General features: G+C 55.9%; 17 protein-coding genes. 8 read left to right on the forward strand and 9 right to left on the reverse strand.

Annotated features, from left to right (window positions below; translation table 11 throughout):
• Nucleotides 1–254: 254 nt before the first annotated feature.
• Entirely contained in the window at nucleotides 255–1,817 is a 1,563-nt protein-coding gene (locus tag SK62_RS13610) for an ExeA family protein (protein ID WP_047718690.1), read from the forward strand.
• Complete coding sequence (locus SK62_RS13615; RefSeq protein ID WP_047718692.1) at nucleotides 1,817–2,455, forward strand: hypothetical protein; 639 nt, start codon at nucleotides 1,817–1,819, stop codon at nucleotides 2,453–2,455. Before SK62_RS13610 ends, SK62_RS13615 begins: the two co-directional genes overlap by 1 nt.
• Here SK62_RS13615 and SK62_RS13620 read toward each other — a convergent pair.
• From SK62_RS13620 to SK62_RS13630, 3 genes are all read right to left on the reverse strand, one after another.
• The gene (locus SK62_RS13620; protein ID WP_017693726.1) at nucleotides 2,452–3,075 is read right to left on the reverse strand and encodes a helix-turn-helix domain-containing protein; all 624 of its coding nucleotides are present in this window, start codon (nucleotides 3,073–3,075) and stop codon (nucleotides 2,452–2,454) included. The genes SK62_RS13615 and SK62_RS13620 overlap by 4 nt on opposite strands.
• Before the next feature lie 269 nt (nucleotides 3,076–3,344).
• Nucleotides 3,345–4,175, reverse strand: a complete 831-nt coding sequence (locus SK62_RS13625) for an N-acetylmuramoyl-L-alanine amidase (RefSeq protein WP_023296195.1) — start codon at nucleotides 4,173–4,175, stop codon at nucleotides 3,345–3,347.
• Nucleotides 4,172–4,495, reverse strand: a complete 324-nt coding sequence (locus SK62_RS13630) for a heavy metal-binding domain-containing protein (RefSeq protein ID WP_006174327.1) — start codon at nucleotides 4,493–4,495, stop codon at nucleotides 4,172–4,174. The genes SK62_RS13625 and SK62_RS13630 overlap by 4 nt, the downstream gene beginning before the upstream one ends.
• Before the next feature lie 97 nt (nucleotides 4,496–4,592).
• On the opposite strand from SK62_RS13630, the gene SK62_RS13635 reads away from it, so the two are divergent.
• From SK62_RS13635 to artJ, 6 genes are all read left to right on the forward strand, one after another.
• Nucleotides 4,593–5,111 carry a lipoprotein gene (locus SK62_RS13635; RefSeq protein WP_015571007.1) on the forward strand — a complete coding sequence of 173 codons (519 nt, stop codon included), beginning with the start codon at nucleotides 4,593–4,595 and terminating at the stop codon, nucleotides 5,109–5,111.
• A 226-nt stretch (nucleotides 5,112–5,337) separates the two neighbouring features.
• A complete protein-coding gene (artP, locus tag SK62_RS13640) occupies nucleotides 5,338–6,066 on the forward strand; it encodes an arginine ABC transporter ATP-binding protein ArtP (protein WP_006809439.1) in 729 nt (242 codons plus the stop codon).
• Nucleotides 6,067–6,084: 18 nt separating this feature from the next.
• On the forward strand, nucleotides 6,085–6,816 hold the full coding sequence (artI, locus tag SK62_RS13645; protein WP_006174322.1) for an arginine ABC transporter substrate-binding protein ArtI: 732 nt from the start codon (nucleotides 6,085–6,087) through the stop codon (nucleotides 6,814–6,816).
• A gap of 6 nt (nucleotides 6,817–6,822) precedes the next feature.
• A complete protein-coding gene (gene artQ, locus SK62_RS13650) occupies nucleotides 6,823–7,539 on the forward strand; it encodes an arginine ABC transporter permease ArtQ (protein WP_003858367.1) in 717 nt (238 codons plus the stop codon).
• Nucleotides 7,539–8,207, forward strand: a complete 669-nt coding sequence (gene artM / locus SK62_RS13655; RefSeq protein ID WP_048249618.1) for an arginine ABC transporter permease ArtM — start codon at nucleotides 7,539–7,541, stop codon at nucleotides 8,205–8,207. The genes artQ and artM overlap by 1 nt, the downstream gene beginning before the upstream one ends.
• Before the next feature lie 179 nt (nucleotides 8,208–8,386).
• Nucleotides 8,387–9,118 carry an arginine ABC transporter substrate-binding protein ArtJ gene (artJ, locus tag SK62_RS13660; RefSeq protein WP_015571008.1) on the forward strand — a complete coding sequence of 244 codons (732 nt, stop codon included), beginning with the start codon at nucleotides 8,387–8,389 and terminating at the stop codon, nucleotides 9,116–9,118.
• A 76-nt stretch (nucleotides 9,119–9,194) separates the two neighbouring features.
• On the opposite strand, the gene SK62_RS13665 is transcribed toward artJ, so the two are convergent.
• The 6 genes from SK62_RS13665 to potH form a co-directional block, all read right to left on the reverse strand.
• Nucleotides 9,195–10,664, reverse strand: coding sequence for a sensor histidine kinase (locus tag SK62_RS13665; protein WP_023296194.1), 1,470 nt, complete (start codon nucleotides 10,662–10,664; stop codon nucleotides 9,195–9,197).
• Nucleotides 10,648–11,355 (reverse strand): response regulator transcription factor, encoded by a 708-nt coding sequence (locus SK62_RS13670; protein WP_048249620.1) that lies wholly within the window; start codon nucleotides 11,353–11,355, stop codon nucleotides 10,648–10,650. The genes SK62_RS13665 and SK62_RS13670 overlap by 17 nt, the downstream gene beginning before the upstream one ends.
• Nucleotides 11,356–11,668: 313 nt before the next feature.
• Entirely contained in the window at nucleotides 11,669–12,799 is a 1,131-nt protein-coding gene (gene rlmC, locus SK62_RS13680; RefSeq protein WP_047718735.1) for a 23S rRNA (uracil(747)-C(5))-methyltransferase RlmC, read from the reverse strand.
• 40 nt (nucleotides 12,800–12,839) lie between these two features.
• Nucleotides 12,840–13,337: a YbjO family protein gene (locus SK62_RS13685; protein ID WP_085929694.1), complete on the reverse strand. Its 498-nt coding sequence runs from the start codon at nucleotides 13,335–13,337 to the stop codon at nucleotides 12,840–12,842.
• 42 nt (nucleotides 13,338–13,379) lie between these two features.
• Nucleotides 13,380–14,225, reverse strand: a complete 846-nt coding sequence (gene potI, locus SK62_RS13690; RefSeq protein WP_003858378.1) for a putrescine ABC transporter permease PotI — start codon at nucleotides 14,223–14,225, stop codon at nucleotides 13,380–13,382.
• Nucleotides 14,222–15,175, reverse strand: a complete 954-nt coding sequence (gene potH / locus SK62_RS13695; protein WP_017693731.1) for a putrescine ABC transporter permease PotH — start codon at nucleotides 15,173–15,175, stop codon at nucleotides 14,222–14,224. Before potH ends, potI begins: the two co-directional genes overlap by 4 nt.
• Nucleotides 15,176–15,179: the final 4 nt, after the last annotated feature.

Consider the following 15,179-nt stretch of genomic DNA (forward strand, 5'->3'; position numbering starts at 1 on the left):
TATCCGGCCTATAGCAAAGCAAAAATAAGCAGCGTCATACTGCGCCAATATGGAGGAAAATAGTAATAAGCTGTTGCAAACGCGACCACTGACTTCGCCACCAACTTTCATAAAGAAAAATATTGACCGTATAAATTCCAGATGTTAGGCGCAGCCGGCTGGATATTTTTACTCTGTCTGCAAATTGACCGCTCAGGGGCATTACCTTACTTTCAGCTGCTGTTGCTATTCCTAATCAGAGACGGTAAGTCGTTATGTATCAGAGCCACTTTAATTTTAAAAATCCGCCATTCAGGACAATCACCCGTTTATCCGGTGATTTTCTGGTGCCTTATCATCAGGACGTGTTCAACCTGCTGAAAGAGAAAACCCAGCTGGCGGGAATTATCGGGCTTTTTTGCGACGACGCTCCGCTTCTGGGTCAGTTCATCGACGCGCTGAAAGCCAGCAACCATACCGTTCTTGCCATCAACGCGTTTCCCAAACTGAGTGCCAGTAGCCTGCTGTACAAACTCAACCCGGGAACGAAAGTGATTAAAGATCGCATGCAGGCAGTGGATGCCGTCCTGCGCCAGTGGCAGGAGGGGAAAGCAAAATCCAGAGTGCTGACGATCGCCCATGCCGAAGCCATGAAGGAGAGCTGCCGTGAAGTCCTGGGAACGCTGCTCACGCGCGCCCAGGAGCTGAACTTCCGGCTCGCCGTGGTACTGACGGGCACTGCGGATCAGGAGATCCTGCTAAAGCAACCTGAACTGCGCGAATATACGCACACGCATCATGCCCTGCGCCCCCTGACCTGCCGCGAATACCTGAGCTATGTACAGGCCCAGTGCGAAGAACACGGCTGCGAAAACTCGCCGTTGCCGCCTGCCCGCGTGCGTAAAATGCACACGCTAACCAAAGGCAACATCAGCAAACTGAACGCGCTGGCGCACCTGTCAATGCTCGCCGCCTGGACGGAACGCGCGGCGCAGGTCAGCCCACGTCATTTACGTCTGGCGGCGGGAGAGATCCTGCCCGCCCAAAAACATGGTAAGCGCCTGGCGACCGTGGGGCTGTTTGCGTCCGTGCTGTTTGCCGCCTGTGGCTGGTATTTGACCTCATCGATCGGCGCACGCCTGCCGATCCAGCTCCCGGTGCCCGTCAGCTGGAAACAGCAATCGCTAAAAGTCGAAGCGCCCGTAGTGCCGGTTATCGACAACGAAATAGTTAATCAGCCGGATGCGATGCATCAGCTGTATCTCATGTGGGGGTATGACGCCTCGGCCGAAGATGCGTTGTGCCAGAACGCCGCCAAAGTGAACCTGATGTGTAAACAGGGGAACGCGTCGCCGGAGGCGCTGGCGCAGGAAGGGTATCCGTGGGTCAGTGAACTGAAAACCAGCGGCCATCTTAACTATGCGGTGGTCGCCAGGGTCGGGGACACGTCCATTGACCTGTTAATGAATAACCGGACCTGGCAGGTGAGCCGCAGCTGGTTTAACCGGCACGCGACCGGCAACTTCACCCAGCTGCACCGCCTGACACCGGAAGGTAAAGACGCGATCGGCGCGGCCAGCGACAGCAAAGATATGGCCTGGCTGGATCAGCAATTAAGCCTGGCGCTGAGCCAGCCCGAAACGCATGCCCGGATCTGGACCACAGAGATGATGAAACGCACCCGCGAGTTCCAGCAAAAAATGCATCTGCACGTGGATGGTATCCCCGGTGAAGATACGCTGATGCAGCTGATGCGTGTGACCAACAGCACGCCGGGCGTACTGATTCAGGCCACCCGCACCACCCCGGACGCGAAAATGCAGGAGAAGAAAGCCTAATGTCGACCATCTGTCTTGCGGCCCAGCGCAGCTATACAACCGGGGAAGCGGTCTGGTTTTCGTACCGTCTCCCCAGCCTGAAAAACGTATTCGGCAAAACAGCGTTATGGCTGGTCGGGCTTTGCGTCATGCTGGTTGTCGGCCAGTATATGCACGTCTACTGGAACCTGCACCACCCGGCGCCTGAACCGGTCAACGCCAGCGTTGCGAAACCGGAAACGCAGCTTTCGGATATGCATTACGTGTACGTGAGTAAACCGTTCCCGCATCCGCAGCCTAAAGCTGCGCCAGTGCCAGTTGATGTTCCATCGATGCAGGATCTGCCGATCAACAGTGATGATGGCGACTGGCAGCAGGCGCCCGACGGCGCGGTGCCACACGACGCCTCGCGGGATACCTTACCCGGGACCGAAGCGCATGAGCACGATAACGCTCCCGCCAGCACGGGCAGTGAAGAGTCATCATTAACAGAATTATTTAAGCAGGCGCTAAAAGAGCAGGAGCAGGATTATTCTCAAGGAAAAATTCCCGCGCCGCCGGTTGACGAAACGCAGGATAATTCACAAGCCAGTGTAAAAAACAGTGGAAATAGCCGTTCTCCTTTCAGTGAAAAAGGAGACGGCGGGAGCAGGTATTAATATTTTTCAGGCAGTGCGGTAAGGTTAAGCAGTCGACCTTTTTCCACCACAATATATTGACCCTTTTTCAGATCGGAGAGGATTTTAATAATAGTGCTACGTGCCAGGTTAGTGTATTCCTGAATGTAATCATAAACGTTAATATCACGCTGTTGTTGAACAATCAGGTCGTTAATCTCATATAAAAATTCGCGGACAACGGAATACGCACTGCGGGCAACCAGAACATCATCACGTTTGCTCAGCATGCAGATGTACCAGGAAAGGACTTTGGTCAGTTCTGGCCACAGATTTTTTTCGGTCATCAGCTGGGCGAAGACCTCTTTCTTGATCGAGCGAACAACCGTATTCGTCCGAACAAGGCCGTACATATGGGTGGCGTTGTAATACATTGACGACAGGCCGAAAATGCATTGCCCGGTGACGGTGAACATGCACAGTTCGTCAGATTCACGTCGAAATTCGACTTCACCGCTAACGATAATATGAATATAGCCGGAATCAGAAGTGGAAATTTTCTGCCATTTTTTTAACGTTCTTTCTTCAACGCCTGAGGTTGCAGAAATGATCTTTTCCATTTCATGTTGCGGACGTAATTTTTTTCCATAGATGCTTAACATTGTTATACCCGATTTAAGATGTGATTTTTAAAAAGCATGGCCACGGTGTTGTTACCGAGCCATAAATATTTTTCCTGATGAAAACGTCAAGAATAAACAAAAATAGAGTGAAGCTTTTTATTAATTCGCCAAATTACTTAGCGCGCTATGTGTCCATCTTAAATCGGGATAATTTTAAGTCAATTAACTAAAAATGAAATGAGTTTGTACTTAGGATTAATCTGATAGGAACTTACGAAAATATACTCATTCGGGGGTAGTCCGAAGGTTTACCCCTGCCCGTATTTCTCTAAAAGTGCTTCGGCAATCGCCATGGTTTCCACATCCGCTACGCCATTCCATAACTGCGGACGGAAATGCATCTGGAAAACCATGATGATGCGTTTTTGCTGTTCGGGCGTACTGTTTTCTGGCACCTCGTAACCGTAGCGCGCCAGCAAATCGAGCAGTGCTGCGGTATCAACCTGCTGATAATGCGGTCGCCCGTTGATATAAAAATTCACGCGCCCCGGATCGGGCCAGGCTCCGATACCCTGCTGCGCCAGTTCGCGCCACGGAAACAGCGGGCCAGGATCGTCTTTACGCTGCGGGGCGATATCCGAGTGTGCCACCACGTTCTGCGGTTTAATGTCGTAGCGGGCGATGATATCTCTGGCAAGCGGGATCAGCGCCGCAATTTGCCCCGGTTCGAAGGGGGTAAAGGTTTTCACGTCACCGGTTTTCCGCCAGCCGCGGTTTTCCAGCTCAATGCCGACGGAGGTATCATTTATGCGGTTGGTGCCACGCCAGAAGCTGATGCCCGCATGCCAGGCCAGTTCGCTCTCCGGGACCAGCTGCCAGATACGCGGTTTGCCCTGCGGAGCTGGCGGCTTTGCGGGGATGAGATAGTGAGAGCTGACGTTTTTATCGGTCAGGGTCGCAAGCGAGGTGTCGAAATCATCGGCGGTGTAGTGAATAACCAGCACCTTTATACGCGGGTAGGCCGCCTGCGCCTGATGGCGCGTATCCAGCTCGTACGCGCCTTTATCAACAATGCCCTCTTCCGAGGCGCATCCTGCCAGCAACATCGCCAGCAGGAGGGTTGAGAGCGAACGCTTCATCGACGGGTCTTCACCGCCGTGCCGCTTACGCTCACCATCAGCATGCTGGCATCTTTCCCGACCGTTTCGTAGTCGATATCAATGCCCACCACCGCATCCGCGCCCAGCGCTTTGGCCTGCTCGCCCAGCTCCTTAAACGCAATCTCGCGCGCCTTACGCAGCTCTTTCTCGTACGCGCCGGAACGACCCCCGACGATATCCCGAATGCCGGCAAAGAAATCGCGGAAAATGTTGGCGCCCAGAATCGCCTCACCGGTGACCACGCCGCAGTACTCGGTAATCGGTTGACCTTCCAGGGTTGGCGTTGTTGAAAATTGCATACTTTCTCTCCTTCTTTAGCGTTCAATGCGTTAGCGACAGCATTATCGGTTCGTTACGCTATGATTGAAAGGATAGTTAATAAATAAGGAAATCAACATGCGCTACTCTGCTTTAACGCTTTTAGTGCCATGCGCGCTGGTGCTCAGCGCCTGCACAACGCCGGTCACGCCAGCCTTTAAGGATATCGGAACCCGCAGCGGCCCTTGTATTGAGGGTGGCCCGGATGCCGTGGCGCAACAATTTTATGATTACCGTATTCAGCATCGCGGTAATGACCTGACCGCCCTGCGCCCGTACCTGAGCGATAATCTGGCGAAACTGCTCACCGACGCTTCGCGCGATCCGCAGCACAACGCCCTGCTGTCATCCGATCCGTTCTCCAGCCGCGCCACGCTGCCGGACAGCGCCGACGTTGCCAGCGCGTCCACCATACCGAATACCGACGCACGCAATATTCCCCTGCGCGTGAAGCTCACCCAGGGGACGCAAACATGGCAGGATGAGGTTCTGATGATCCGTGAAGGCCAGTGCTGGGCAATAGACGATGTGCGCTACATTGGCGGCAGCGTTCATGCCCCGGCGGGCACCCTTCGCCAGTCGATTGAGAACCGCTAACGCCTCCGTTAAATAAACGTTAACCCCGTAAAATGTCCGGCATTTCCTGCGGAATGCCGACATTTATACTCGCCCCCCATTCCCGTCGCTATTTTGTGCTATGTTTAAGAGTAAATACGGGTTATATTTAACTTTTAACGCAGAAATATTGCATAACTATTCTGTCAACGGTACTATCTGCGGCCTCAATTGCTATAGATTGCCTGGATGAGTAAAGACTGCCCCGATGAGTATTAAACTAAACGGCATTAACTGCTTCTACGGCGCACACCAGGCGCTGTTCGACATTACGCTGAGTTGCCCGGAGGGCGAAACGCTGGTTTTGCTCGGCCCAAGCGGCGCGGGAAAAAGCTCCCTTCTGCGTGTTCTTAATCTGCTTGAAATGCCCCGTTCGGGGACGCTGGCCATCGCCGGTAACCATTTTGACTTCGCGAAAACCCCGTCTGATAAAGCGATTCGTGAACTGCGTCAAAACGTGGGCATGGTTTTCCAGCAATACAATCTCTGGCCGCATCTGACGGTGGTGCAAAACCTGATTGAAGCCCCGTGCCGCGTGCTTGGCTTAAGCAAAGACCAGGCGATGGCGCGTGCGGAAAAGCTGCTGGAACGTCTGCGTCTGAAACCGTACAGCGACCGGTATCCTTTACATCTTTCTGGTGGTCAGCAACAGCGTGTGGCGATCGCCCGTGCGCTGATGATGGAGCCTGCGGTGCTGCTGTTTGACGAGCCGACCGCGGCGCTGGACCCGGAAATTACCGCCCAGATCGTGAGCATCATTCGTGAGCTGGCGGAAACTAACATTACCCAGGTCATCGTGACCCACGAGGTGGAAGTGGCGCGCAAAACCGCCAGCCGCGTGGTCTATATGGAAAACGGGTATATCGTTGAGCAGGGTGACGCGAGCTGCTTCACTAACCCGCAAACCGATGCCTTCAAAAACTACTTATCACACTAATGTGTTAGGGAAATTATAATGAAAAAAGTATTGATTGCCGCGCTGCTTGCTAGCGTCAGCCTTTCCGCTACCGCAGCCCAGACCATCCGTTTCGCCACTGAAGCGTCCTACCCTCCGTTTGAATCCATTGATGCGAACAACAAGATTGTTGGCTTCGACGTGGACCTGGCAAACGCCCTGTGTAAAGAAATCGACGCGACCTGTACCTTCAGCAACCAGGCGTTCGACAGCCTGATCCCAAGCCTGAAGTTCCGCCGTATCGACGCCGTAATGGCCGGAATGGACATCACTCCGGAGCGTGAAAAGCAGGTTCTGTTCACCACCCCTTATTATGACAACTCGGCCCTGTTCATCGGTCAGAAAGGTAAATACGCCTCCGTTGACCTGCTGAAAGGCAAGAAAGTCGGCGTGCAGAACGGCACCACGCACCAGAAATTCATCATGGATAAGCATCCGGAAATCACCACCGTGCCGTATGACAGCTACCAGAATGCGAAGCTGGACCTGCAAAACGGTCGTATCGATGCGGTGTTCGGGGACACGGCTGTTGTGACTGAATGGCTGAAAGCGAACGACAAGCTGGCCGCCGTGGGTGACAAGGTGACCGATAAAGACTACTTCGGTACAGGTCTGGGTATTGCCGTACGTCAGGGCAATACCGAGTTGCAGCAGAAATTCAACGCTGCGCTGGAAAAAGTGAAGAAAGACGGCACCTACGAAACCATCTACAAAAAATGGTTCCAGAAGTAATTCCTGATGAATGAAATTTTTCCTTTAGCAAGCGCCGCCGGGATGACCGTCGGCCTTGCCGTTTGTGCACTGATTATCGGCCTCGTACTGGCGATGTTCTTTGCGGTGTGGGAGTCCGTTAAGTGGCGCCCTGTCGCATGGCTCGGTTCAGCGCTGGTGACTGTGCTGCGTGGACTGCCGGAAATTCTGGTGGTCCTGTTTATCTATTTCGGCTCCTCACAGCTGCTGTTAACGCTGTCGGACGGCTTCACGATTAATCTCGGCTTTGCGCAGATCCCGGTGCAGATGCAGATTGAGAACTTCGACGTCAGCCCGTTCCTGTGCGGCGTGATTGCGCTCTCCCTGCTCTATTCGGCCTATGCGTCACAAACGCTGCGCGGCGCGCTGAAAGCGGTACCGCAGGGTCAATGGGAATCCGGCCAGGCGCTGGGTCTGTCGAAAGCGGCGATCTTCTTCCGCCTGGTGATGCCGCAGATGTGGCGTCATGCCCTGCCAGGGCTGGGTAACCAGTGGCTGGTACTGCTGAAAGATACCGCGCTGGTGAGCCTGATCAGCGTGAACGATTTGATGTTGCAAACCAAAAGTATCGCCACCCGTACGCAGGAGCCGTTTACCTGGTACATCGTCGCGGCGGCTATCTACCTGGTGATCACGTTGCTGAGCCAGTACGTTCTGAAGCGTATTGATCTGCGCGCAACGCGTTTTGAACGGAGACCAGGCTGATGCTGGATTATTTACCCGAACTGATGAAAGGGCTGCACACCAGCCTGACGCTGACCGTCGCGTCTATCATCGTGGCGCTGATCCTGGCGCTGATCTTCACCATCGTCCTGACGCTGAAAACGCCGGTGCTGGTGTGGATTGTACGTGGCTACATTACGCTCTTCACCGGAACGCCGCTGCTGGTGCAGATCTTCCTGATTTACTACGGCCCGGGCCAGTTCCCGTCGTTACAGGAATATCCGGTTATCTGGCATCTGCTCTCTGAGCCATGGCTCTGCGCCCTGATTGCCCTCTCCCTGAACAGCGCGGCCTATACCACGCAGCTGTTCTACGGCGCCATTCGCGCGATCCCGGAAGGCCAGTGGCAGTCCTGCGGGGCGCTGGGCATGAGCAAGAAGGATACGCTGGCGATCCTGCTGCCTTATGCCTTTAAGCGCGCCCTCTCTTCCTATTCCAACGAAGTCGTGCTGGTGTTCAAAAGCACCTCTCTGGCCTACACCATCACCCTGATGGAAGTGATGGGCCACGGACAGCTGCTGTACGGACGCACCTACGACGTGATGGTGTTCGGTGCGGCGGGTCTGGTCTATCTGGTGGTCAACGGTCTGCTGACCCTGATGATGCGTCTTATCGAGCGTAAGGCGCTGGCGTTTGAGCGCAGAAAATAAACGACTTAATGCATAAAGCTGTTTTCGTAGTGCGGGTAACCTGATGGGTTACCCGCATTTTTTTATGCATTAAATAATATTTAATCATATTTATTGCATATAAATTCATTGAGTGGCATTGTACATCCATGCCGCAGACACGGCGCATAATGACAAGATTGACAGACGGGAGCATTACAATGAAAAAGTTAGTTCTGGCCGCATTACTCGCAACCTTCGCCGCTGGCGCATCCGCCGCCGATAAAATCAATTTCGGCGTTTCTGCCACCTATCCGCCGTTTGAATCGCTGGATGCCAGCAACCAGATCGTCGGCTTCGACATCGACCTGGCGAAAGCGCTGTGCAAGCAGATGCAGGCCGACTGCACCTTTACTAACCACGCATTTGACAGCCTGATCCCGTCCCTGAAATTTAAAAAGTACGACGCGGTGATCTCCGGCATGGACATCACGCCAGAGCGCAGCAAGCAGGTCGCGTTCACCGACCCGTACTACGCGAACTCTGCGGTGGTGATTGCGAAGAAAGGGGCTTATAAATCTTTCGACGAGCTGAAAGGCAAGCGCATCGGCATGGAGAACGGCACCACGCACCAGAAATACCTCCAGGACAAGCATCCTGAAGTCAAAACCGTGGCCTACGACAGCTACCAGAACGCCATTATCGACCTGAAAAATGGCCGTATTGATGGCGTATTTGGCGACACCGCGGTCGTGAATGAGTGGCTGAAAACCAACCCGCAGCTGGGTACAGCGACGGAGAAAGTGACCGATCCGCAGTATTTCGGCACTGGCCTCGGTATTGCCGTGCGTCCGGATAACAAGGCTCTGCTTGAGAAACTGAACGGCGCGCTGAAAGCGATCAAAGCTGACGGCACATACCAGAAAATCAGCGAGCAGTGGTTCCCGCAATAACCTTTTTTGCCGGGTGACCTGGCCTACGGGGGTGGTCTGTAGGCCGGGTAAGGCGAAGCCGCCACCCGGCAATTTCTTAAAGCGGCACAAAGAACCTGAACCGTGCCCCGCTCACGGACTCCATCAGCCTGATCCCCCCGCCGTGCAGCTCCAGCATTCTTTTCACGATTAACAGCCCTAACCCGCCCCGGTGCTCCCGCGAGGCCTGTGGATTTAACGCTGACGGACGCTGGAACAGATCGTCCCGTAATGCGGCATCAACACCCGTTCCGCTGTCGGCCACTTCAACCTGTAACCGGTCGTTCTCCTGCCACACCGCCAGACGAATGTCTCCACCTGCTGGGGTATGGCGTATCGCATTATCCAGCAGATTCGTCACCACCCGTTCAATCATGGAAACATCGGCCAACACCTGCGGCAGCGGACCCGGGACGTCAATGTGCAGATTTAACTCACGCGTGCGGGCAGCGAGTTCAAACTTTTGCGCCACGTCGGAAATCAGTTCAGCCATGGCAAAACGCTCGCGCTGGGGCTTGATGCCGCCGTGCTCAAGACGCGCCAGCTCGAACAGCTGCTGCGACAGATGGCGTACCTTTTGCCCCTGACGCAGCGCGGTAGCGAGGTACTGCTGATGCTCCTGCGGCGACAGCGTTGCGGATTTCAGCGACAGCGTTTCCAGATAACCCAGCAGCGACGTCAGCGGGGTGCGTAAGTCGTGCGAAATGTTGGCGATAAACTCCCGGCGCTGGCGGTCGCTGTCGGCCAGCCGATCCCACTGAGAGGTGATTTTGCGCGCCAGCTCGATAAAGGTATTGCGCAGGATCGCCACTTCATCCTGGCCGGCAGGCTCAAGCGGCTGGGCCGCCAGCTGCTTAATCGCGCTGATGCTGTCCTGCTCCAGCCCGGCCACGTCCAGCGTGAGCTCTTTAACCGGGCGCGTCACCCAGTACCAGAGCAGCAACCCCGCCAGCAGACCAAACAGCGCCACCAGCAGCATCGACCACAGCGCCGTACTCCAGAGCGCTTTGTGCCAGGCCATCTCCGCCAGCGCGTTGGACTCCTCCCCCTGCAAAATAATGTACAGATACCCCTTCAGCTCACCGTCCTGCCGCAGCGGGGTGGCGCTGAAGACTTTCTTATTCTGGCTTCGGGGATCGTCGCCAAACACCGGCATCACCGTCCCGCTGAGGAAATTCTGTATCGGCGCGAGGTCAATTTTTTGCCGCTGAATGTGCCCCGGCGGGGCGGCATCGGCCAGGATATCGCCATCTGGCGAGACAACATACAGCTCGACGCTCGGATTAAAGGTCATCAGCCGGTCGAACAGCGGTTTTAAGGCGCTGCGATCCACCCTGCCCTGCGCATCCAGAATCGCTTCCCGCTGCACAATCTGCTGCGCCAGCCCACCGGAGAGCCGCTGCACCATCGCATTGCCGTACTGCATGCTACTGTAGAGCTGCACCGCACAGGCGACGGTGGCGCAGAGCAGCAGTAACGCCGTAAACAGCAGCGTCAGGCGCTGGCTCAGGCTAAAGCGACGCATCATGATTCTGCTCCGCAAATTTGTAGCCTTTGCCCCAGACGGTGCGAACGATCTCCGGCTCGGCGGCATCTTTCTCTATTTTAATGCGCAGGCGGTTAATGTGGGTATTGACGGTGTGTTCGTAGCCTTCGTGCTGATACCCCCATACCTGCTCCAGCAGTGCCAGCCGCGAAAAGACCTCTCCGGGATGGCGGGCAAAGAAATAGAGCAGTTCAAATTCGCGCGGGGTGAGATCGACGTGTTGGCCGTTAAGGCGCACGGTGCGCGCCAGCGGATCGATAGTCAGTCCGTGCGCCTGAATAATGCCGTCCGTCTGCGCCTGGCCCATCGCCTGCTGACGGCGAAACAGCGCCTTAATGCGGGCAATCAGCTCCTGCACCGAGAAAGGTTTTGCCAGATAATCATCCGCCCCGGTTTCCAGGCCGGTAATACGGTCAGTTTCACTGCTGCGGGCGCTAATGATGATAATGGGCAGATAGCGGGTCATCTGGCGGATACGGCGGCAAATCTCCAGACCATCAACATTCGGCAGCATCAGATCGAGGATCACCGCGTCCCACAGCTGTGTTTCAAGACGCTGTAAGGCGTTGCCCCCGTCGGGCTCGTGGGTAATGGCATAGCCTTCATCTTCCAGGTTAAGACGCAGGAGTGCCGCGATATCGTGGTCATCTTCTACCAGCAGGATCTGCTTCATGGGTAAGCCTTCAATCATTTGTTATGACGTAAGCTTACCTGATTTCGAGCGGGGGAAGAGTTCACATTTTGTTGAACATTGTGCGGGGTTTATGCCGGGTGACGGCTTCGCCTTACCCGGCCTGCGCTTTGGTTAACAACGTGAGCTGACAGGCTATTTTGCCGACCAGTTGAAAGCGCCACGCTGGCTTAAAACAGAGACGGGAGTCGCATTACTGGGTTGAGCAAACAAAGCCGGGTGGCGGCTACGCCTTACCCGGCCTACTCCGGATCGTAGGCCCGGTAAGCGCAGCGCCACCGGGCGATGTTGAGGATTAGCGCGTTTTCACCAACAACGTCAACACTTCATAATGGGCGGTATGGGGGAACATATCGAAAAGCTGAACGCGCGCAATGCGGTAGCCCGGCAGGCTGGCGATATCCTTCGCCATGGTCTGCGCGTTACAGCTGGAGTAGACAATGTACTCCGGCGCCATCTGGCTCAGGTAGTCGCAGAGCGCCTGGCCGATACCCCGGCGCGGCGGGTTCACCAGCACCAGCTCCGGCACGTTGCCCTGTCCGGTGGCGAACCGGGTCGAGTCCAGCGCCTGGAAGTGCAGATTCGTCAGCCCCAGCTCTGCGGCGGACTGCTTCGCGCAGGCAATCGCTTCGGCGGAGATCTCAATTCCGGTGAGCTGCATGTCTGGCGTGGCACAGTGCAGGCCAAAGCCGCCGACGCCGCAGAACAGATCCCACATGTGATGAACCTGTAACGCACGCACCCAGTCGCGCGCGGTGGCGTACAGCGCGCTGGCGACGGTGGGGTTAGTCTGGAAGAAGCTTTGCGGACGGATCCACAGCGGCACGCCGTTGAAGTTTTCAGCCAGCGCATGCTGTTCGGTGAAGAAAATCTCTTTCTCCCCTTCCATGATCGCAATATGCACCGGCTGAATATTCGCGGTGATAACCTTGAGCTGCGGAAGCTGTTCCTGCAACCCCGGAAGCGCCGCGCGCAGCTGCTCCAGCTTGTTTTCCGAACGCAGCACAAAGCGCAGCATCATTCCGCCGTCGATCTGGCTTTCGGTCAGCAAAAGGTATTTCAGCTCGCCGCGCCTGCGGGCAACGTTATAGGGCGTTAACCCCGCCCGGGCGATAAACGGTTTCAGCGCGCTAAACACCGGCTCAAACGAGGCGGGATATAGCGGGCAGTCGGTTAAATCTTCCGGGGTGCCGTCGCGGTGCAGCATCCCCAGCAGCGGCTTTTCAACGCTGCCGCTGACCACCATTTTGGCTTTATTGCGAAAGCCCTGTTCCGGGCCACTGACGGGTGCGCACCACTCGCCCACCGCATGTGCTGTCAGCAGCTGTTGCAGGTCGGCCATTTTGGCGGTGAGTTGTTGAGAGACCGGCTGTTCTATCCACTGACAGGAGCGGCAGCGTCCGGCGTCATAGAGTGCGCACTGCATATGAAAACCTTAAGAAACACGAGGGCTGCGATTATACACATTATTGCAGGCGGAAGAACCGCCGACTGGAAGCCGGGAGATAAAGCAGGCAGAGCACCAGCATATCCGGCAGTTTTTGCATCACCAGTGAATGGAAAATCTCGCGTCGCGACTCACCGGGTATGCTGAACAGCTCCGGATAGCCATAGCCCAGCGAGGCGGCCCACAGGTAGCCTGCGGCGGTGATCTGCGTAAGCAGATACACCCAGCGCGCCCAGTTACGTCCTTTCACCAGCGAGAACGCACAGTAGATCTCAATAAACACCAGCATCAGGCTGCTGAGAAACACCAGCGTCAGATTCCACGTCTGCGCGCTGCGGTGAATAAATTCCCCCATTCCGCGCGGACCCAGCGTGTTCATTATCATCAGCACATCCAGGCAGCGGATCATAATAATGGCGAGCGCCGCCACCTGCACCAGTGCAGGGACGTTCGGACGAGCGTGCGAATGACGTGTTTTTTGTAAGAATCCCAATGTTTTTACTTCCCTGAAAAACAGTGCCGCGTCATACGCAGCACATCATTGGAAATAGTAATTCCTTCAGCCGCGTCTTGCACGCTGGATATCGCGCACACGCTGTTTTTCCGCGCGCGCCATCAAATACCAGGCGATAAATCCGACAATTCCGACCACGCCAAGGATGATGGACGCCAGGGCGTTGATCTCCGGATTCACCCCCATCCGCACGCTGGAGAAGACCAGCATCGGCAGCGTCGTCGCGCCCGGCCCCGACACAAAGCTGGCGATAACCAGATCGTCGAGCGAGAGCGTGAACGCCAGCAGCCAGCCGGAGATCACCGCCGGCATAATCATCGGCAGCGTGATGATGAAAAAGACCTTCAGCGGCGTTGCGCCGAGATCCATCGCCGCCTCTTCAATGGAGCGATCCAGCTCGCGCAGTCGCGAGGAGATCACCACCGCCACATACGCCGTACAGAAGGTGACATGTGCCAGCCAGATGGTGAGCATCCCGCGATCCGCTGGCCAGCCGATGGCGTGCGCCAGCGCGACAAACAGCAGCAGTAGCGACAGGCCGGTGATGACGTCCGGCATAACCAGCGGGGCGGTGATCATAAACGCGAAACCATTCGCCCCGCGGAAACGGCCAAAGCGCACCATCACCAGCGCGGCGATAGTGCCCAGCACGCAGGCCATCGTCGCCGCCAGCGCCGCAATGGTCAGGCTCAGCCCCACCGCGCTCATCATCGCATCATCATGGAACAGCTCGCTGTACCAGCGCGTGGACCAGCCCGCCCAGACGGTGACCAGCTTAGAGCTGTTGAACGAGTAGATCACCAGCATCAGCATTGGCGCATACAGGAAGGTAAAGCCGATAATCAGGATCGCAATTCGCCACGGGGAGCGTACTACCGGTAAGTTGTTCATCCGTGGTCTCCCATCTGTTTCTGCTGATGTTTGTGGAACCACATGATCGGCACGATCAGCAGCAGTAACATGACGATCGCCACCGCCGAGGCCACCGGCCAGTCGCGGTTATTGAAGAACTCCTGCCACAGCACGCGGCCAATCATGATACTGTCCGGGCCGCCGAGCAGTTCCGGGATCACAAACTCCCCGACCGCCGGGATAAATACCAGCATCGATCCGGCGATGATCCCGCCTTTGGTGAGCGGCACAATGACGCTGAAGAAAGTCTTCAACGGGCGTGCGCCGAGGTCCAGCGAGGCTTCCACCAGCGAGTAATCGATTCGCGTCAGCGCCGTATAGATTGGCAGCACCATAAACGGCAGATAGGCATAGACAATCCCGATATACACCGCAAGGTTGGTGTGCAGGATCGTCAGCGGCTGGTCGATGACCCCAAGCCACAGCAGGAAGTTATTCAGTATGCCGTTATTCTTCAGGATCCCCATCCACGCGTACACGCGGATCAGGAACGACGTCCACGACGGTAAAATGACCAACAGCAGTAAAATATTTCGCGTCGACGGCTTGCTGTGCGCCACTGCCCACGCCAGCGGGTAGCCCATCAACAAGCAGCAAATCGTAGAAATAGCCGCAACCTGTAACGACTGCAAATAGGCTTCGAAATAGAGCGGATCGTCGGTCAGTTGCAGGAAATTACCGAGGTTTAAGGTCAGCGTCAGCTGCCCGTCGGCCCACTCCCACAGATCGGTATACGGTGGGATCGCCCGCGCCATCTCCGCCAGGCTGATCTTAAAGACGATCAGGAACGGCAGCAGAAACAGCAGGATCAGCCAGATATAGGGCATGGCGATGACCAGCTTGCGGCCATGCGCCATCTGCATGCGCGCCAGCCAGAGCGCGAAACCGCCCGGTTTTTTGACGCGGGCTGGAGGTTCAAGTGTGCTCATGACC

It is taken from the genome of Enterobacter sp. BIDMC109 (assembly GCF_001037885.1).
Taxonomy (GTDB): Bacteria; Pseudomonadota; Gammaproteobacteria; order Enterobacterales; family Enterobacteriaceae; genus Enterobacter; species Enterobacter hormaechei_C.